19 protein-coding genes are annotated in these 18,413 nt (G+C 73.7%); 16 read left to right on the forward strand and 3 right to left on the reverse strand.

Going from position 1 to position 18,413, the window contains the following annotated elements; all coding sequences use genetic code 11:
• Positions 1-20 precede the first annotated feature (20 nt).
• The 16 genes from hisG (at position 21) to argH (ending at position 16,370) form a co-directional block, all read left to right on the forward strand.
• Complete coding sequence (hisG, locus tag AB0C17_RS09550) at positions 21-866, forward strand: ATP phosphoribosyltransferase (RefSeq protein WP_357386449.1); 846 nt, start codon at positions 21-23, stop codon at positions 864-866.
• 61 nt (positions 867-927) lie between these two features.
• The gene (locus AB0C17_RS09555; RefSeq protein ID WP_357386447.1) at positions 928-1,401 is read left to right on the forward strand and encodes a PH domain-containing protein; all 474 of its coding nucleotides are present in this window, start codon (positions 928-930) and stop codon (positions 1,399-1,401) included.
• Positions 1,402-1,726: 325 nt separating this feature from the next.
• Positions 1,727-2,374, forward strand: coding sequence for a translation initiation factor IF-3 (gene infC, locus AB0C17_RS09560; protein ID WP_043324929.1), 648 nt, complete (start codon positions 1,727-1,729; stop codon positions 2,372-2,374).
• 19 nt (positions 2,375-2,393) lie between these two features.
• Positions 2,394-2,588, forward strand: coding sequence for a 50S ribosomal protein L35 (gene rpmI / locus AB0C17_RS09565; RefSeq protein ID WP_007075851.1), 195 nt, complete (start codon positions 2,394-2,396; stop codon positions 2,586-2,588).
• Positions 2,589-2,620: 32 nt separating this feature from the next.
• Entirely contained in the window at positions 2,621-3,013 is a 393-nt protein-coding gene (gene rplT / locus AB0C17_RS09570; protein ID WP_043324928.1) for a 50S ribosomal protein L20, read from the forward strand.
• Between the two features lie 32 nt (positions 3,014-3,045).
• Complete coding sequence (locus AB0C17_RS09575; RefSeq protein WP_357386444.1) at positions 3,046-3,930, forward strand: RNA methyltransferase; 885 nt, start codon at positions 3,046-3,048, stop codon at positions 3,928-3,930.
• Between the two features lie 168 nt (positions 3,931-4,098).
• Positions 4,099-5,160: a phenylalanine--tRNA ligase subunit alpha gene (pheS, locus tag AB0C17_RS09580; protein WP_357386442.1), complete on the forward strand. Its 1,062-nt coding sequence runs from the start codon at positions 4,099-4,101 to the stop codon at positions 5,158-5,160.
• A 26-nt stretch (positions 5,161-5,186) separates the two neighbouring features.
• A complete protein-coding gene (locus AB0C17_RS09585; RefSeq protein ID WP_357477793.1) occupies positions 5,187-7,781 on the forward strand; it encodes a phenylalanine--tRNA ligase subunit beta in 2,595 nt (864 codons plus the stop codon).
• A gap of 172 nt (positions 7,782-7,953) precedes the next feature.
• Positions 7,954-8,955, forward strand: coding sequence for an N-acetyl-gamma-glutamyl-phosphate reductase (argC, locus tag AB0C17_RS09590; RefSeq protein ID WP_357469131.1), 1,002 nt, complete (start codon positions 7,954-7,956; stop codon positions 8,953-8,955).
• Positions 8,952-10,124 carry a bifunctional glutamate N-acetyltransferase/amino-acid acetyltransferase ArgJ gene (gene argJ / locus AB0C17_RS09595; RefSeq protein ID WP_357386436.1) on the forward strand — a complete coding sequence of 391 codons (1,173 nt, stop codon included), beginning with the start codon at positions 8,952-8,954 and terminating at the stop codon, positions 10,122-10,124. The genes argC and argJ overlap by 4 nt, the downstream gene beginning before the upstream one ends.
• On the forward strand, positions 10,121-11,008 hold the full coding sequence (gene argB / locus AB0C17_RS09600) for an acetylglutamate kinase (RefSeq protein WP_357469125.1): 888 nt from the start codon (positions 10,121-10,123) through the stop codon (positions 11,006-11,008). Before argJ ends, argB begins: the two co-directional genes overlap by 4 nt.
• A complete protein-coding gene (locus AB0C17_RS09605) occupies positions 11,005-12,258 on the forward strand; it encodes an acetylornithine transaminase (protein ID WP_357477797.1) in 1,254 nt (417 codons plus the stop codon). Before argB ends, AB0C17_RS09605 begins: the two co-directional genes overlap by 4 nt.
• Positions 12,255-13,181: an ornithine carbamoyltransferase gene (argF, locus tag AB0C17_RS09610; RefSeq protein ID WP_357477800.1), complete on the forward strand. Its 927-nt coding sequence runs from the start codon at positions 12,255-12,257 to the stop codon at positions 13,179-13,181. The genes AB0C17_RS09605 and argF overlap by 4 nt, the downstream gene beginning before the upstream one ends.
• Entirely contained in the window at positions 13,178-13,690 is a 513-nt protein-coding gene (locus AB0C17_RS09615; protein WP_357477803.1) for an arginine repressor, read from the forward strand. The genes argF and AB0C17_RS09615 overlap by 4 nt, the downstream gene beginning before the upstream one ends.
• Complete coding sequence (locus AB0C17_RS09620) at positions 13,687-14,892, forward strand: argininosuccinate synthase (protein WP_357477805.1); 1,206 nt, start codon at positions 13,687-13,689, stop codon at positions 14,890-14,892. Before AB0C17_RS09615 ends, AB0C17_RS09620 begins: the two co-directional genes overlap by 4 nt.
• A 14-nt stretch (positions 14,893-14,906) precedes the next feature.
• Complete coding sequence (gene argH / locus AB0C17_RS09625) at positions 14,907-16,370, forward strand: argininosuccinate lyase (protein ID WP_030271078.1); 1,464 nt, start codon at positions 14,907-14,909, stop codon at positions 16,368-16,370.
• A gap of 323 nt (positions 16,371-16,693) precedes the next feature.
• Here the strand turns inward: argH and AB0C17_RS09630 are convergent, their stop codons facing one another.
• The 3 genes from AB0C17_RS09630 to AB0C17_RS09640 all read right to left on the reverse strand — a co-directional run bounded on the left by AB0C17_RS09630 (position 16,694) and on the right by AB0C17_RS09640 (position 18,348).
• On the reverse strand, positions 16,694-17,047 hold the full coding sequence (locus AB0C17_RS09630; RefSeq protein ID WP_357386424.1) for an MmcQ/YjbR family DNA-binding protein: 354 nt from the start codon (positions 17,045-17,047) through the stop codon (positions 16,694-16,696).
• Between the two features lie 81 nt (positions 17,048-17,128).
• Entirely contained in the window at positions 17,129-17,563 is a 435-nt protein-coding gene (locus AB0C17_RS09635; RefSeq protein WP_357477808.1) for a DNA-binding protein, read from the reverse strand.
• A gap of 146 nt (positions 17,564-17,709) precedes the next feature.
• Positions 17,710-18,348 (reverse strand): DNA-3-methyladenine glycosylase, encoded by a 639-nt coding sequence (locus AB0C17_RS09640; RefSeq protein WP_357477811.1) that lies wholly within the window; start codon positions 18,346-18,348, stop codon positions 17,710-17,712.
• Positions 18,349-18,413 lie beyond the last annotated feature (65 nt).

Here is an 18,413-nt window from a genome sequence, read left to right on the forward strand (position 1 = left end):
TCGAACGAAGGAGCACTCCCATGCTGCGTGTCGCAGTACCCAACAAGGGCGCCCTGGCCGAGAAGGCCGCCCAGATGCTGCGCGAGGCGGGCTACCGCCAGCGCACCGACCCGAAGGACCTGGTCTGCCGGGACGAGGCCAACGACATCGAGTTCTTCTACCTGCGCCCCAAGGACATCGCGACCTACGTCGGCTCCGGTGACCTGGACGTCGGCATCACCGGGCGGGACCTGCTGGTCGACTCCGGCGCGCCGGCCGAGGAGATCGTCGACCTCGCCTTCGCCCGGGCCACGTTCCGGTTCGCCGCCCGCCCGCAGGACGTCGACGACGTACGGGAGCTGGGCGGGCACCGCATCGCCACCGCGTACCCCGGTCTGGTCGAGCGGCACCTGGCCGAGCTGGGCGTCAAGGCCGACGTGATCCGCCTGGACGGCGCGGTGGAGAACGCCATCCGCCTCGGCGTGGCCGACGTGGTCGCCGACGTGGTGGAGACCGGCGCGACGCTGCGCCAGGCCGGCCTGGTGGTCTTCGGCGAGCCGCTGCTGCGCTCCTCGGCGGTGCTGGTCCGCCGCGCCGGCGCGCCCGGCGGCGCCCAGCAGGAGCAGTTGCTGCGCCGGCTGCACGGTGTGCTGGTCGCCCGCCGGTACGTGATGCTCGCCTACGACGTCCCGGCCGGCCTGCTCGACCGGGCCAGCTCGCTGACCCCCGGCATCGAGTCGCCGACAGTCTCGCCGCTGCACCGGGAGGGCTGGGTCGCGGTGCAGGCGATGGTGCTCCGCGACGACGTGCACCGGATCATGGACGAGTTGTACGAGCTGGGTGCCCGCGCGATCCTGGTCACCAACATCCACGCCTGCCGGCTGTGAGGCCGCTGCCGCTCCGTGTGGCGGCCGGAGGCGCGCGTGAGCCGGATGGCAGACTGGTCGGGTGAGCGATTCCGTGGTGACCGTGCGACCCCGCCGCGTCCGGGTCGTCTGCTGGGTGTCGGCCGTCACGCTGCTCGTGGTGTTCAGCCTCGTCGCGACGTCGCTGACCGGCGCCACCGGCAACGGCTACGGCACGTTCCAGCGCGGCGACCAGTTCGCCATGATCGGCCTGGGTGTCTTCGGCGCGCTCGGCTTCCTGCTGTTCACCCGCCCCCGCGTGATCGCCGACGCCAGGGGCGTACGGGTGCGCAACGTGTTCAGCTCGTACGAGCTGCCGTGGGAGGTCGTCCGCGGGGTCCGGTTCGACAGGGGCGCCCCGTGGGCCAGCCTGGAGCTGCACGACGACGACCTGCTGCCGGTGGTCGCGTTGCAGGCCGCCGACAAGGAGAGCGCGGTCGAGGCCGTCCGCGCGCTGCGCCGCCTGCACCAGGCGCACCTGGCGGCGCTGTCCGCCAACCAGTCGGCACCCCGCTGACCAGCGAGCCCGGTTTGGGCGGGCCTGGGCCGAGGGTGTAGTGTTGCGGAGTCGACCAGACTGCCCCCGTCCCTGACGCGCGGGCGGTCGAGAAGCGGAGCGCCCGCTCCCACCCGAGTCGCCGCCACGGTGGCCGGGTCCGGTCCCCGGTTTCGGGCACGTCCCGACGCCGGATGCGCGATCCTGTGATCGTGCCGACCGGTCGAGTGGGCCCTGGCATACGCCGGGGCCTTCTGCTTTCCGGGTCGGCTCCCACCCGGGAGCCTGCGGAGTCGGCACCGTAGGACACTCGACTCGAGGAGGCCCCATCAGCGTCGAACCACGCGTGAACGAGCAGATCCGGGCACGTGAGGTCCGACTGGTCGGTCCTGAGGGTGAGCAGGTGGGCATCGTCCCGCTGGAGCGCGCCCTGCAGCTGGCCGCGGACGTCGACCTGGACCTGGTCGAGGTTGCGCCGATGGCGCGCCCGCCGGTGTGCAAGCTCATGGACTTCGGCAAGTTCAAGTACGAGAGCGCACTGAAGGCGCGCGAAGCGCGGCGTAACCAGCAGCAGACCGTCATCAAGGAGATGAAGCTCCGGCCGAAGATCGACCCGCACGACTACGAGACCAAGAAGGGTCACGTGGTGCGGTTCCTCAAGGCCGGCGACAAGGTCAAGGTGACGATCATGTTCCGCGGTCGGGAGCAGAGCCGCCCGGAGCTGGGCTACCGGCTCCTGCGCCGGCTCGAGTCCGAGATCACGGACCTTGGATACGTCGAGGCCGCGCCGAAGCAGGACGGCCGAAACATGATCATGGTTCTCGCTCCGCACCGGGCCGTCAAGGCCTCCGCGGTCGCCGCCACGGCGTCCCGCGGTGGACCGCGCGACCGGGCCGCGGAGGAACCGGCCGCTCCGGCCGGCGAGACCCCGGCGGCCGGCGACACCGCAGCAGCCGGCGAGACCGGCACGACCGCTGAGACCAGCGGCCAGTAACAGGGGAGAAGACGTTCCAATGCCGAAGATGAAGAGCCACACGGGTATGGGCAAGCGGGTCAAGGTGACCGGCAAGGGCAAGATCGTTGCCCAGCAGGCCGGCCTTCGCCACAACCTGGAGAAGAAGCCCAGCACCCAGACCCGTCGGCTGACCGGCACCGTCGAGCTGGCCAAGGCCGACACCAAGCGCATCAAGAAGCTGCTCGGCCGCTGACGCGAGCCACCTGAACCGAAGAAGGAGTTGAGATGGCACGCGTCAAGCGGGCTGTGAACGCCCAGAAGAAGCGTCGTACCCTGCTGGAGACCGCGAGCGGCTACCGCGGTCAGCGCTCCCGGCTGTACCGCAAGGCCAAGGAGCAGGTGCTGCACTCGATGCAGTACTCCTACCGGGACCGTCGCGACCGCAAGGGCGACTTCCGGCAGCTCTGGATCCAGCGGATCAACGCCGGCGCCCGGGCCAACGGCCTGACCTACAACCGGCTGATCCAGGGCCTGCGCCTGGCCGGCATCGAGGTCGACCGGAAGATCCTGGCCGACATGGCCGTCAACGACGCCGCCTCGTTCGCGGCGATCGTCGAGCTGGCCCGCGCCGCCGTGGCGGCCGAGGGCACCGGTGGCGCCGCGGCCCAGGCCGCCTGACCCACCCCGTACGGCAGATCGAGGCGTCTCCCATGCAGTCACCGTCGCAGGGGAGGCGCCTCGACGCCGTTCCCGGACCGTTCACCCCGCGTACCCCCAGGGTCATCGCGGCCCGCCGGCTACAGCGCCGGCGCGACCGCGACCAGGCCGGCCGGTTCCTGGCCGAAGGGCCGCAGGCGGTCCGGGAGGCGCTCGCCCGCACCGGCACCGTGGTCGAGCTGTTCGGCACCCCGGCCGCGCTGGACCGGTACGCCGACCTCGCCGCCACCGCCGCCCGGGCCGACGTGCCGGTCTCCGAGGTGACCGACGACGCCCTGGCCGCGCTGGCCGAGACCGTCGCCCCGCAGGGCCTGGTGGCGGTGTGCCGCCACCTCGACGTACCCCTGGAGCACGCGGTGGCGCGCGGGCCGCGCCTGGTAGCGGTGCTCGCCGGGATCCGTGACCCGGGCAACGCCGGCACCGTGCTGCGCACCGCCGACGCGGCGGGCGCGGGCGCGGTGATCTTCGCGGGCGAGGCGGTCGACCCCTACAACGGCAAGTGCGTGCGGGCCTCCGCCGGCAGCCTCTTCCACGTCGACGTGGTGCGCGCCGCCGACCCGCTCGCCGCCGTCGAGGCGCTGCGGGCCGCCGGGCTCACGATCCTCGCCACCACCGGGTACGGCGACAGCGACCTGGACGACCTCGCCGACTCCGGACGGCTGGCCGGCCCCACCGCGTGGCTGTTCGGCTCGGAGGCGCACGGTCTGCCCGAGGAGCTGACCGGCGCCGCCGACGCCCGCGTCCGGGTGCCGCTGCACGGGCGCGCGGAGAGCCTGAACCTGGCTGCGGCGGCGGCCGTCTGCCTGTATTCTTCCGCCAGAGCACTGCGTGTCCCCCGGGGCACGCGAGAGACAGCAGGGGAGTCCGCCTCGTCATGAACGCGCCACGGCGTTCGTTTAGCCAGCCCGCCGGTGTCGGCGGGCGGCGGGCCTGACCCTTCCCCCTGCACGACTCCCCACCGGCGGGCTGCGGCGAAGCCGCGCGTCCGTAGACTCGCCTAGCCACCCGCGAGGGTCGGCGCCGCCGTGAGGGAGTGCCCGTTCACCATGAGCTACCGCAACGATCCGTACGACCCGAAGCAGGTCGCCCTGCTCGACCCGGACGCCCTGGCCGGGGCCGTGGCCGACGCCGAGAAGGCGTTCGCCGACGCCGCCGGCCCGGACGCGCTCACCGCGCTGCGCCCCGCGCACCTCGGTGACCGGTCCCCGGTGTCGCTGGCGCGCCGGGAGATCGGCGCGCTGCCGCCGGCCGCGAAGGCCGACGCCGGCAAGCGGGTCAACGAGGCACGCCGGGCCATCGAGTCCGCGTACGCCGCCCGGCAGGAGATCCTGGACCGCGAGCAGGCGGAGCGGGTGCTGGTCGAGGAGCGGGTCGACGTGACCCTGCCGTACGACCGCCGGCCGCGTGGCGCCCGCCACCCGCTGAGCGTGTTGATGGAGCAGATCAGCGACCTGTTCGTCGGCATGGGCTACGAGGTGGCCGAGGGCCCCGAGGTCGAGCTGGAGTGGACCAACTTCGACGCGCTGAACATCCCGGCCGACCACCCGGCGCGCGGTCTGATGGACACGTTCCACATCGCACCCGAGGGCAGTGGCCTCGTGCTGCGCACGCACACGTCGCCGGTCCAGGCGCGCACCATGCTCAGCCGCAAGCCGCCCATCTACGTGGTGGTGCCCGGCCGGGTCTACCGCACCGACGAGCTGGACGCCACCCACGCCCCGGTCTTCCACCAGGTCGAGGGCCTGGTGGTGGACAAGGGCATCACGATGGCGCACCTGCGCGGCACGCTCGACCACTTCGCCCGGGCCATGTTCGGCGAGGGGGCGAAGACGCGCTGGCGTCCGCACTACTTCCCGTTCACCGAGCCGTCGGCGGAGTTCGACGTCTGGTTCCCGGAGCACCGGGACGGTCCGCAGTGGGTCGAGTGGGGCGGCTGCGGCATGGTCAACCCGCGGGTGCTGCGCGCCTGCGGCATCGACCCGGAGGTCTACTCCGGATTCGCGTTCGGCATGGGCATCGACCGGACCGTGATGGTCCGGCACGGCGTCAGTGACATGCGGGACATGGCCGAGGGCGACGTGCGGTTCACCCGCGCGTTCGGCGCCTGAGCTACGGGAACGGTGGTTTAACAGTCATGCGAGTCTCTGTCAGTTGGCTGCGGGAGTACGTGGACCTGCCGGCCGACCTGCCCACCGGCGACCTGGAGCAGGCACTGGTCGACCTCGGCATCGAGGTCGAGTCCGTGGTGGACCTGCGCGAGTCGGTCACCGGCCCGCTGGTCGTCGGCGAGGTCCTGGAGATCGAGGAGCTGACCGGCTTCAAGAAGCCGATCCGCTTCTGCCGGGTGGACGTCGGCGCCGCGAACGGCACCGGTGAGCCGCAGGAGATCGTCTGCGGGGCGCGCAACTTCGCCGTGGGCGACAAGGTCGTGGTGATCCTCCCCGGCGGTGTGCTGCCCGGCGGGTTCGCGATCGGCGCGCGCAAGACGTACGGGCGCAACTCCCACGGCATGATCTGCTCGGCGCAGGAGCTGGGCCTCGGCGACGACCACTCGGGCATCGTCGTGCTGCCCGAGGACGTCAAGGCCCAGCCCGGCGACGACGCCCGGCCCGTCGTCGGCCTGGACGACGTCGTGGTCGAGATGGAGATCACCCCGGACCGCGGGTACGCGCTGAGCGTGCGCGGCATCGCCCGGGAGCTGTCGCACGCGCTCGGGGTGCCGTTCCGCGACCCGGCCGACGCGCCCGCGCCCGGTGCGACCGCCGAGCCGGCGTACCCGGTGGAGGTCCGCGACCCGGTCGGCTGTGACAGGTTCGCGGCGCGGATGGTGCGCGGCGTCGACCCGACCGTGCAGACGCCCGGCTGGATGCGGCAGCGGCTCACCGCCGCCGGGGTGCGCAGCATCTCGCTGCCGGTCGACATCACCAACTACCTGATGCTCGAACTCGGCCAGCCGATGCACGCCTTCGACGCGGACCGGATCGCCGGGACGCTCGTGGTGCGCCGCGCGGAGGCGGGGGAGAAGCTGACCACGCTGGACGGCGTGAGCCGCACGCTGTCCGCCGAGGACCTGGTCATCTGCGACGCCGGGCTGCCCGGAGGCCTCGCGGGCGAGGACGGCGGGGTTCCGATCTCGCTCGCGGCGGTGATGGGCGGCGAGACCAGCGAGGTGCTCGCCTCCACCACGAACGTGCTGTTCGAGGCGGCGCACTGGGATCCGGCGACGGTCGGTCGTACCGCGCGGCGGCACAAGCTGTTCAGCGAGGCCGCGAAGCGGTGGGAGCGGGGCGTCGACCCGGCGCTGCCGCTCGTCGCGCTGGAGAAGGCGGTCCGGCTGCTCACCGGCCTGGCCGGCGGCACCGCCGGCGCCGAGGTGCTCGACATCGACCACGTCGCGCCGCGTACGCCGGTGACGCTGCCGGTGGACCTGCCCTCGCGGCGGGTCGGTGTGGCCTACTCGCCGGAGCGGGTGGTGGAGCTGCTGGAGCAGGTCGGCTGCACCGTCACGCGCGGCGCCGACCGGCTCGCCGAGGACCCGGGCACGGTGGGCACGACCGCCGGCGGCCCGGGCGCCGGTGCCGACGACGTGCTGACCGTCACGCCGCCGAGCTGGCGGCCCGACCTGACCGACCCGGCCGACCTGGTGGAGGAGGTGGTACGTCTCGACGGCTACGACCGTGTGCCGTCGGTGCTGCCCACCGCGCCGCCCGGGCGGGGCCTGACCTGGCAGCAGCAGCGCCGCCGGGCCGTCGCCCGCTCCCTCGCCGAGCGCGGCTACGTCGAGGTGCTGGCGCAGCCGTTCGTCGCGCCCGAGCTGGCCGACCAGCTCGGCCTGCCCGCCGACGACCCGCGCCGCCCGGCGGTACGCCTGGCGAACCCGCTGTCCGAGGAGGAGCCCCTGCTGCGTACCACGCTGCTCGGCCCGCTGCTCGGCATCGTCAAGCGCAACGTCGGCCGGGGCCAGCGGGACGTGGCGATCTACGAGATCGGCACGGTCTTCCACCCGCGTCCCGGCGCCGGTGCCCCGCCCGCGATGGGCGTGGACCGGCGGCCCACCGACGAGGAGTTCGCCGCAGCCGACGCGGTGGTGCCGGTCCAGCCGCGGCACGTCGCGGTGGCGCTGACCGGCGAGATCGAACCGGCCGGCTGGTGGGGCGCGGGCCGCACGGCCGGCTGGGCGGACGCGATCGAGGCGGGCCGGGCGGTGCTCGACGCCGCGGGCATCCCCGCCGGCCGGGTGACGGTACGGGCCGGGGAGCGGGCGCCGTGGCACCCGGGCCGCTGCGCCGAGCTGGTGGTGGACGACGTGGTCGTCGGTCACGCCGGTGAGCTGCACCCGGCCGTGCTGGCCGCGCTGGAGCTGCCCCGGCGCACCTGCGCCATGGAACTGGACCTGGACGCGCTGCCCGCTGCCCCGCTGGCGTCCGGCCCGGCCATCTCCACGTTCCCGCCGGCCCTGATCGACGTGGCGCTGGTGGTGGACGACTCGGTCCCGGCGGCCGAGGTGCGGGCGGCTCTGGTCGAGGGCGCGGGCGCGCTGCTGGAGGACGTCCGGCTGTTCGACGTCTACACCTCCGAGCAGCTCGGCGCGGGGCGCAGGTCGCTTGCGTACAAGCTGACGTTCCGGGCCCCGGACCGGACCCTCGCGGGCGAGGAGGCGGTGGCCGCCCGGGACGCCGCGGTAGCGGTGGCCGCCGAGCGCTTCGGTGCCACCCTGCGCGGCGCATGAAAGGAGGGGCCCCCTCTTAACGCCTCCGGTAGAGGAGGGGGCCCCTTTTAACACGCCGGCTCACGCGAGCCGCTGGTGAACGTCATCTCATGGCTATGCAACGCGCCGTATGACCTTGCGGCAGCGCTGCCCCGACCGGTACTCTTCTCTGCATAGTCATGCGGAGGTGGGTATGGGCATTCGGGTTGCCGTGGCCGGGGCGAGTGGATACGCCGGGGGCGAACTGCTGCGCCTGCTCGCCGGTCACCCCGAGTTCGAGCTGATCACCGCCACCGCGCACAGCCAGGCCGGTCAACCGGTCACCGCCGTACACCCGCACCTCGCCGGCCTCGACCTGGTGTTCGCCGCGACCGAACCGGCGACCCTCGCCGACGCGGACCTGGTCTTCCTGGCCCTGCCGCACGGCCAGTCCGCGGCGCTTGCCGCGGCGCTGCCCGGCACGGCCAAGGTGGTCGACCTCGGCGCGGACCACCGGCTGCGCGACGCCGCCGCCTGGGCTCGCTACTACGGCGGGGAGCACGCGGGCGCCTGGACCTACGGGCTGCCCGAGCTGCCCGGGCAGCGGGCCGAGATCGCCGCCGCGTCGCGCGTGGCCAGCACCGGCTGCTACGCGGTGGCGACCACGCTGGCGCTGGCGCCGCTGATCGCCGCCGGTGCGGTACGCCCCGACGACGTGGTGGTGGTCGCGGCCTCCGGCACCTCCGGCGCGGGCCGGGCCGCCAAGGCCCACCTGCTCGGCAGCGAGGTGATGGGCGACCTGACCCCCTACAAGGTGGGCGCGCACCAGCACGTGCCGGAGATCAAGCAGGCCACCGGCGCGACCGGTCTCTCCTTCACCCCGGTGCTCGCGCCGATGCCCCGGGGCATCCTGGCCACCGTCACCGCCGTGCCCACCGGCGACGCCGACCCGCGCGCGGTGCTGGCCGCCGCCTACGCCGACGCGCCGTTCGTGCACCTGCTGCCGGAAGGATCCTGGCCGCACACCGCCGCCACCGCCGGCTCCAACTCCTGCCACCTCCAGGCGACGGTGGACGTCGACTCGGGGCGGGTGATCGTGGTCAGCGCGATCGACAACCTCGGCAAGGGCGCGGCCGGCCAGGCCGTGCAGAACGCCAACCTGATGGTGGGTCTCCCCGAGACCACCGGTCTGTCCGTGTTTGGAGTGGCCCCATGAGCGTCACCGTCCCCCGGGGGTTCCGCGCCGCGGGTGTCGCCGCCGGACTGAAGTCCTCCGGCGCCGCCGACGTCGCCCTCGTGATCAACGACGGCCCGGACGCCGGTGTGGCGGGTGTCTTCACCGCCAACCGCGTCAAGGCCGCCCCGGTGCTGTGGAGCCAGCAGGTCGTGCACGGCGGCGTCGTGCGCGCCGTGGTGCTCAACTCCGGCGGCGCGAACGCCTGCACCGGTCCGGCCGGCTTCCAGGACACCCACGCCACCGCCGAGCACACCGCCGCCGCGATCACCGCCGCGAACGCCCGGCTGATCGTCGGCGCGGGCGAGGTCGCCGTCTGCTCGACCGGCCTGATCGGTGAGCGCCTGCCGATGGACAAACTGCTTCCCGGCGTACGCGAAGCCGTGCGCGGCCTGTCCCGCGACGGCGGCCCGGCGGCCGCCGAGGCCATCATGACCACCGACACCCGGCCCAAGACGACAGTGGCCCACGGTACGGGCTGGACCGTCGGCGGCATGGCCAAGGGCGCGGGCATGCTGGCGCCGGCCATGGCCACCATGCTCTGCGTGCTCACCACCGACGCGGTGGCCGGGCCGGACGCCCTGGACGCCGCGCTGCGCGCCGCCACCCGGATCACGTTCGACCGGATCGACTCCGACGGCTGCATGTCCACCAACGACACGGTGCTGCTGCTGGCGAGCGGCGCCTCCGGCATCGAGCCGACCGGGGCCGAGCTGACCGCCGCCGTCACCGCCGCCTGCCACGACCTGGCCCAGCAGCTCCTGGCCGACGCCGAGGGCGCGACCAAGGAGGTCGCGATCGAGGTGGTCGGCGCGGCGAGCGAGGACGACGCGGTCGAGGTGGGCCGCACGGTGGCCCGCAACAACCTGGTGAAGACCGCGCTGTTCGGCAACGACCCGAACTGGGGCCGGATCCTCGCCGCCGTCGGCACCACCGCCGCCGTGTTCGAGCCGGACGGCGTGGACGTCGCGGTGAACGGCGTCTGGGTGTGCCGGGGCGGCGCCGCCGCCGAGGACCGCGCCAAGGTGGACCTCACCGGCCGTGCCGTGACCGTCCGGATCGACCTGCACGCCGGCGCGGACGCCGCCACCATCTGGACCAACGACCTGTCCCACGCGTACGTACACGAGAACTCGGCTTATTCCACATGAATCTGAGTGCTGACCTCACCCGGGCCCAGGCCAAGGCCGCCACGCTGATCGAGGCGCTGCCCTGGCTGGCCCGTTTCTCCGGCGCCACGGTCGTGGTCAAGTACGGCGGCAACGCGATGGTCGACCCCGAACTCCAGCGGGCCTTCGCCGCCGACATGGTGTTCCTGCGGTACGCCGGACTCAAGCCGGTCGTGGTGCACGGCGGCGGCCCGCAGATCTCCGCGATGCTGCGCCGGCTCGGCATCGCCAGCGAGTTCCGGGGCGGCCTGCGGGTCACCACCCCGGAGGCGATGGACGTGGTCCGGATGGTGCTCGTCGGCCAGGTCGGCCGGGAACTGGTCGGGCTGATCAACGCGCACGGCCCGTACGCGGTCGGCCTCTCCGGCGAGGACGCCGGGCTGTTCACCGCGGTGCGCCGCCAGGCGTACGTGGACGGGGAAGCGGTCGACGTGGGGCAGGTCGGCGACGTGGAGTCGGTGAACGCCTCGGCGGTCACCGACCTGATCGAGGCCGGCCGGATCCCGGTCATCTCGACGGTCGCGCCGGACGCCGACGGGGTGCTGCACAACCTCAACGCGGACACCGCCGCCGCCGCGCTCGCGGTCGCGCTGGACGCCCGCAAGCTGGTCGTGCTGACCGACGTGCCCGGCCTGTACGCCGACTGGCCGGACACGTCCAGCCTGGTCAGCGAGATCAGCGCGGACGACCTGGCGAAGCTGCTGCCGTCCCTGGAGTCGGGCATGGTCCCGAAGATGGAGGCCTGCCTGCGGGCGGTGCGCGGGGGAGTGCCCGCCGCGCACGTCGTCGACGGCCGGGTCGCCCACTCCACGCTGCTGGAAGTGTTCACGTCGGAGGGCTTCGGAACGATGGTGATCGACTCATGAGCACGCTCGTGCAGCGGTGGAACGCCACCATGATGGACAACTACGGCACACCGCCGCTGGCGCTCGTCTCCGGCTCCGGCGCCGTCGTGGTCGACGAGACCGGCCGGGAGTACGTCGACCTGCTCGGCGGCATCGCCGTCAACGCGCTCGGCCACGCCCACCCGGCGGTGGTGGCCGCCGTCAGCAAGCAGGTCGCCACGCTCGGGCACGTGTCCAACCTGTTCGTCGCCGAGCCGCCGGTGGCGCTGGCCGAGCTGCTGCTCGCGCTGGCCGGCCGGGCGGGCCGGGTGTTCTTCGCCAACTCCGGCGCGGAGGCGAACGAGGCCGCGTTCAAGCTGTCCCGGCTCACCGGCCGCCGGCACGTGGTCGCCACCCACGGCGGGTTCCACGGCCGGACCATGGGCGCGCTGGCGCTGACCGGGCAGCCCGCGAAGGCCGACCCGTTCCGCCCGCTGCCCGGCGACGTGACACACGTGCCGTTCGGCGACGCCGACGCGCTGGCCGAGGCCGTCACCGGCGACACCGCCATGCTGATCGTCGAGCCGATCCAGGGCGAGAACGGCGTGGTCGTCCCGCCGCCCGGCTACCTCGCCGCGGCCCGGCGGATCACCGCCGCGCACGGCGCGCTGCTGGTGCTGGACGAGGTGCAGACCGGCGTCGGCCGCACCGGCCACTGGTTCGCCCACCAGGCCGAGGGCGTCGAGCCGGACGTCGTCACGCTCGCCAAGGGCCTCGGCGGCGGCCTTCCGCTGGGTGCCTGCCTGGCCTTCGGCCGGGCCGCCGACCTGCTCACCCCCGGATCGCACGGCACCACGTTCGGCGGCAACCCGATCAGCTGCGCCGCCGCGCTCGCGGTCGTCTCCACGATCGCCCACGAGGGCCTGCTCGACCACGTCAAGCGGGTCGGCGAGCGGCTGCGGCGCGGCGTCGAGGCGCTCAGGCATCCGCTGGTCCGTGAGGTGCGCGGCGCCGGCCTGCTGCTCGGCATCGTGCTCGACCAGCCGGTCTCCGCCGCCGCCGCGGCAGGACTGCGCGAGGCGGGTTTCCTGGTCAACCCGGTGCAGCCGGACGTGGTGCGGCTCGCCCCGCCGCTGATCCTCACCACGGCGCAGGCCGACGCGTTCCTGGCCGCCCTGCCGGCCGCGCTGTCCGCCGCCGCGCCGGCCACTTCCGCCGACGCCGCCGCGCCGCCCTCTTCCGCCGACGCCGCCGCGTCCGACGCCACGACCCCGACGGAGGCTCCCGCATGATCCGCCACTTCCTGCGCGACGACGACCTCACGCCCGCCGAGCAGGCCGCCGTGCTCGACCTCGCCGCCCGGATGAAGACCGACAGGTACGGCCACCAGCCGCTGGCCGGGCCGAAGTCGGTGGCGGTGCTGTTCGACAAGCAGAGCCTGCGCACCCGGATCTCGTTCGACGTCGGCATCGCCGAGCTGGGCGGGCACCCGCTGGTGGTGGACACCCAGGTCACCCACTTCGGCCGGGGCGAGACGCTGGCCGACGCCGGCCGGGTGCTGTCCCGCTACGTCGCCGCGATCGTGCTGCGCACCCACGGCGACGACCGGATCGCCGAGGTCGCCGCGCACGCCACGGTGCCGGTGGTGAACGCGCTCACCGACACGTACCACCCGTGCCAGCTGCTGGCCGACCTGCTCACCGTGCGGGAGCGTTTCGGCGGCACCGCCGGGCGGATCCTCACGTACGTGGGCGACGCGGCGAACAACATGGCCCACTCGTACCTGCTGGCCGGCGCGACCGCCGGGATGCACGTACGGATCGCCGGCCCGGCCGGCTTCCAGCCCGACCCGGAGATCGTGGCCCGCGCCGAGAAGATCGCCGCCGTCACCGGCGGTTCGGCGCGGGTGCTCACCGACCCGGCCGAGGCGGTACGCGACGCGCACGTCGTCGCCACCGACACCTGGACGTCGATGGGGCAGGAGGACGACGGGCTGGACCGGATCACCCCGTTCCTGCCGTACCAGGTGAACGCCGCGCTGCTCGGCCACGCCGACGCCGACGTGATCGTGCTGCACTGCCTGCCCGCCCACCGGGGTGAGGAGATCACCGACGAGGCGCTGGACGGCCCGCACAGCGCGGTGTTCGACCAGGCGGAGAATCGGCTGCACGCCCAGAAGGCGCTGCTGACGTTTCTCCTGGAGGAATCCGCATGACCGCTCCGCTGACCCGCGCCGCGCGGCACGCCCGCATCGTCGAGCTGATCCGCGACACCCCCATCCACTCGCAGACCGAGCTGGCCGACCTGCTCGCCGGGGACGGCATCCAGGTCACCCAGGCCACCCTGTCGCGGGACCTGAAGGAACTGGGAGCGGTGACCGCGCGCGGCGGCGACGGGCGGGGCGTCTACCTGATCCCGGAGGACGGGCACCGGCCGCTGCGCGACGCCGAGGGTGCGCCGGCCCGGCTGGTCCGGCTGCTGCGTGAGCTGCTCAACGGCGTCGACTCCAGCGGCAACATCGCGGTGCTGCGTACCCCGCCGGGTGCCGCCCAGTACCTCGCCAGCGCGCTCGACCGGGCCGGCCTGACCGAGATCGTCGGCACCATCGCCGGCGACGACACCATCCTCGTCGTGTCCCGCGACGCCGACGGCGGCGCCGCGCTGGGTGAGCGGCTCGCCGCCTGGGCCCGCCGGGACGACACAGCCGAAGGGGGCACCCCGTGACCGAGCGGGTGGTGCTGGCGTACTCCGGGGGCCTGGACACCTCGGTCGCCATCTCGTACCTGGCCGAGCGGACCGGCGCCGAGGTGATCGCGGTAGCCGTCGACGTCGGCCAGGGCGGCGAGGACATGAACGTGATCCGGCAGCGCGCGCTGGACTGCGGCGCCGTCGAGTCCGAGGTGGTCGACGCCCGCGACGAGTTCGCCGCCGACTACTGCCTGCCGGCGATCCGGGCCAACGCCCTCTATATGGACCGCTACCCGCTGGTGTCCGCGCTGTCCCGGCCGCTGATCGTCAAGCATCTGGTCGCGGCGGCGCGCGCCCACGGCGGCACGATCGTGTCACACGGCTGCACCGGCAAGGGTAACGACCAGGTCCGGTTCGAGGTGGGCCTGGGCGCGCTCGCGCCCGACCTGAAGGTCGTCGCACCGGCCCGGGACTTCGCCTGGACCCGGGACAAGGCGATCGCGTACGCCGAGGAGAAGGGACTGCCGATCGACGTGTCGGCGAAGTCGCCGTACTCGATCGACCAGAACCTGTGGGGCCGGGCCGTGGAGACCGGCTTCCTGGAGGACATCTGGAACGCCCCGGTCGAGGACCTCTACGCGTACACCGGGGATCCGGCGTCGGAACGCGACCCGGACGACGTGGTGATCACCTTCGACGGCGGTGTGCCGGTCGCCATCGACGGCGAGACGGTCACGCCCTACGAGGCGATCCGCGAGCTGAACCGGCGGGCCGGGGCGCACGGCGTGGGCCGGCTGGACATGGTCGAGGACCGGCTGGTCGGCATCAAGAGCCGCGAGGTGTACGAGGCGCCCGGCGCGGTCGCCCTGATCACCGCCCACCAGGAGCTGGAGGCGGTCACCGTCGAGCGGGACCTGGCCCGGTTCAAGCGCGGCGTCGACCAGCGCTGGGGTGAGCTGGTCTACGACGGGCTCTGGTTCTCGCCGCTGAAGCGGTCGCTGGACGCGTTCATCGACGACGCCCAGCGGCACGTCAGCGGCGAGGTACGGCTGCGCCTGCACGGCGGCCGGGCGGTGGTCACCGGCCGGCGGTCCGAGGCGAGCCTCTACGACTTCGGCCTTGCCACCTACGACACCGGCGACACGTTCGACCAGTCGCTGGCGAAGGGATTCGTACGACTGTGGGGACTGCCCAGCACGATGGCCGCGCAACGGGACGCCCGGATGGGAGGGGCCTGATGGGGGGCACCACAATGGGTGGGGTGGACGACAAGAGCCTGACCGAGAACAGCGCCCCCGCCAACCGGACGAGCCTCTGGGGCGGCCGGTTCGCCGGCGGTCCCGCCGAGGCGCTCGCGCGGCTGTCGGTGAGCGTCCAGTTCGACTGGCGTCTCGCCCCGTACGACATCGCCGGTTCCCGCGCGCACGCCCGGGTCCTCGCCGGCGCCGGCCTGCTCGACCCGGACGAACTGGGCCGGATGCTTGCCGCGCTGGACGACCTGGAGGCGGCCTGCGCCTCCGGGGCGTTCCGCCCGACGGTGGACGACGAGGACGTGCACACCGCGCTGGAACGCGGCCTGCTGGAACGCCTCGGCAGCCTCGGCGGCAAGCTGCGCGCCGGCCGGTCCCGCAACGACCAGGTCGCCACCGACCTGCGGCTCTACCTGCGCGATCACGCGCGCGGCGTGGCGGCCCGGCTGGTCGAGCTGGCCGAGGCCCTCGTCGAGCAGGCGGAGCGGCACGTGGACACCGCCGCGCCGGGCATGACGCACCTCCAGCACGCCCAGCCGGTGACGTTCGGGCACTGGCTGCTGGCCCACGTGCAGCCGCTGCTGCGCGACCTGGAACGGATGCGCGACTGGGACGAGCGGACCGCGATCAGCCCGCTCGGCGCGGGTGCGCTGGCCGGCTCGGGGCTGCCGCTGGACCCGGTGGCAGTCGCCAAGGAGCTGGGTTTCCGCACCTCGTTCGCCAACTCGATGGACGCGGTGGCGGACCGCGACTTCGTGGCCGAGTTCCTGTTCGTCACCGCGATGATCGGCGTGCACCTGTCCCGCCTCGGCGAGGAGGTGGTGCTCTGGACGTCGCAGGAGTTCGGCTGGGTCGAGCTGGACGACGCCTTCGCCACCGGCTCGTCGATCATGCCGCAGAAGAAGAACGCGGACATCGCCGAGCTGGCCCGGGGCAAGTCCGGCCGCCTGGTCGGCGGCCTGATGAGCGTGCTCACCATGCTCAAGGGCCTGCCCATGACGTACGACCGGGACATGCAGGAGGACAAGGAGCCGGCGTTCGACGCGGTCGACACGCTGGAACTGCTGCTGCCCGCGCTGGCCGGGATGATCTCCACGATGACGGTCCGGGTGGACCGGCTGGTGGCCAGCGCGCCGTCCGGTTTCTCGCTGGCCACCGAGGTCGCCGACTGGCTGGTGCGGCGCAACGTGCCGTTCCGCGACGCGCACGAGATCACCGGCAAGCTGGTGGCGCTCTGCGCGGCCCGCGACTGCGCGCTGGACGAGGTGTCCGACGCCGACCTGGCCGCCGTCAGCGAGCACCTGGACCCGTCGGTGCGCGACGTGCTCTCGGTGCGTTCGGCGCTGGCCGCCCGCATCACGCCCGGTTCCACCGGCCCCGGTCCGGTCGCCGACCAGCTCGCCGCCGCGGCGGACAAGCTGACCGGCTGGCGGGAGTGGGCCGCCGAGCGGGTCGTCCCCCGCTGAGCCACAGCTGGTCCGGGGCAGGCACCCGCCTGCCCCGGACCAGCCCGGCACCCATCCGCTGCCCTCCCGCGCCGCGCGCCGCGCGCCGAGATCTTGGAAGGAAATGGCCCCCATAGGGGCCGTAAGCTTCCAAGATCTACAGAAGTCCCGCTTTATGGAACGCGGATCCCGCTTGCTGGACTGTCTGCAGGGCCCGGACCTCGGACTTTGCCGCACGGGGCGGTTTCCGCTGGTGCCCGGATCTGCCGCACCATCAGCGGCGCCAGTCGGTCTGCGCGAGTTCGGCCGGCCCGGGCGGTCGGTGCTCCGTCCGCGTTCTCCGGTCAGCCTGTGGGGCGCTCGCGTTTGGGTAGCTTCGCCACCACCGCGTCGTACGAGCCGTCGACGGCCTCGGTCAGCTCGTCGTCCGGGATGTCACCGGCCAGCCGCAGCGTGTTCCAGCCGGAGCGGCCGATGTAGGGGGAGGGGCGCGCGTCGGCCGGGAACCGGTGCAGCCACTCGTCGGCCACCTCCCGGGACGCCCCGCACTTCACCCCGACCCGGCCCTCGCCGTCGGGGGAGCCGAGGAACGCGAAGATGCGGCTGCCCACCTTCACCACCTCGTCGCCCTCCCACGGCCGATCGAGCCAGGCTCCCGGCTTGGCCAGGCAGTAGGCCAGCATCTCCTCGCGCGTCATCGCGTCCTCCCGTGCCGTCGTCCGGCACAGTCTCGCCCGCCGCTGTGACAATCCGCGGGCCCGGCGCCGGCGGCGTGCCGGTCAGTCGCCGGTGCCGGTGCGGACGGTGAGCCGCTCGTAGCGCTGCCGGGCCGCCTGGGCGCTGCCCAGCCCCAGCCCGAAGGCGATCGCCTGCCAGGTCATGCCCCGCCCACGGGCCACCTGCAACAGGCCGGCCTCCAGCGCGTCCACCTCGGCCCGCACGTGCGGGATCAGCGTCAGCGCGGCCATCAGGTCGGCCTGGTCGACGGGCTCCTCACCCTCGTCCAGCTCGGCGCCGCCGGCCAGCGCCATCACCAGCGTGGCCGCCTCGTACGCGTCGGGCACGTCGGGATGCGCGTAGCGGCGACGACGAGAGTTCGAACCCGCGTGCCGCTCGGCGATCCGCAGCAGCGCCGCGTAGTTGCGGTGCGCGCGGGCCTGAGCAGCATCCGGAGCGGTGAACGGGTCGTTGTCCACGGTGACCATGCCGTCCATCCCACACCTAAGAATGGCCCGTTGTCAACACCCCGTTGAAAGCCCTTCGTGTAAGACGCCGTGCCCTCGGGATGTGGGTGAGAAGTCGGCGCGTCATGTCCACCAGACGCGCCGACGGGTGTTCCGGGTTGCGCGGAACGGCCGATTCAGGCCGGTGAGTTCCGCACCGGGGCGGCTGGCGCGGGGCGGCGGCGCGGGGTGTGCCGCCGGTAGACGCTCACGCTCGGCTCGTCCGCCAGCCAGAACCGCCATGGCAGGTCGTGCGCGGCGGCGACCCCGACGCGCGGCCCGGCCACGATCCGCGCCGGTTCGACCGGCTCGGCCGGCGGTGTCAGGAGCAGCGGTCCGCTGCCGGCGACAGCCGAGGTGCCGTTGGCGTCCCGCCCGATCCCGAGCGCGGTGACCAGCCGGGCCGGGCCCCGGGCCAGATCCCGGTCGGCGGCGCGCGGCCGGCGCTCGCGGGCGATCTCGACGCCGTCGACCACCTCGCCCGCGCGCAGCAGCACCGCCGCCGCCTCGCCGTCCCGGCCGCAGACGATGTTCGCGCACCAGTGCATGCCGAACACGAAGTACACGTAGACGTGCCCGGCGGGCCCGAACATGACCTTGTTGCGCGGCGTCGGCCCGCGGTGGGCGTGCGACGCCGGATCCTCGCCGGTGCCCGCGTACGCCTCGACCTCGGTGAGCCGGACGGCGACGCCCCCGGCCGACACGGTCCAGCCGAGCAGCGTCCGCGCGGTGCCGGCGACCTGCGCGGCGGGCGCGTCGAGCCAGGGGTACGTCATCGCGGCAAGGGTAGTCGGTGGGTGGCGCGTGATCCGGGCCACGCCGGCGCCCGCAGCAGGCGGAA

This window comes from Micromonospora sp. NPDC048887, from assembly GCF_040649715.1.
In the GTDB taxonomy this organism is placed as follows: Bacteria; Actinomycetota; Actinomycetes; order Mycobacteriales; family Micromonosporaceae; genus Micromonospora.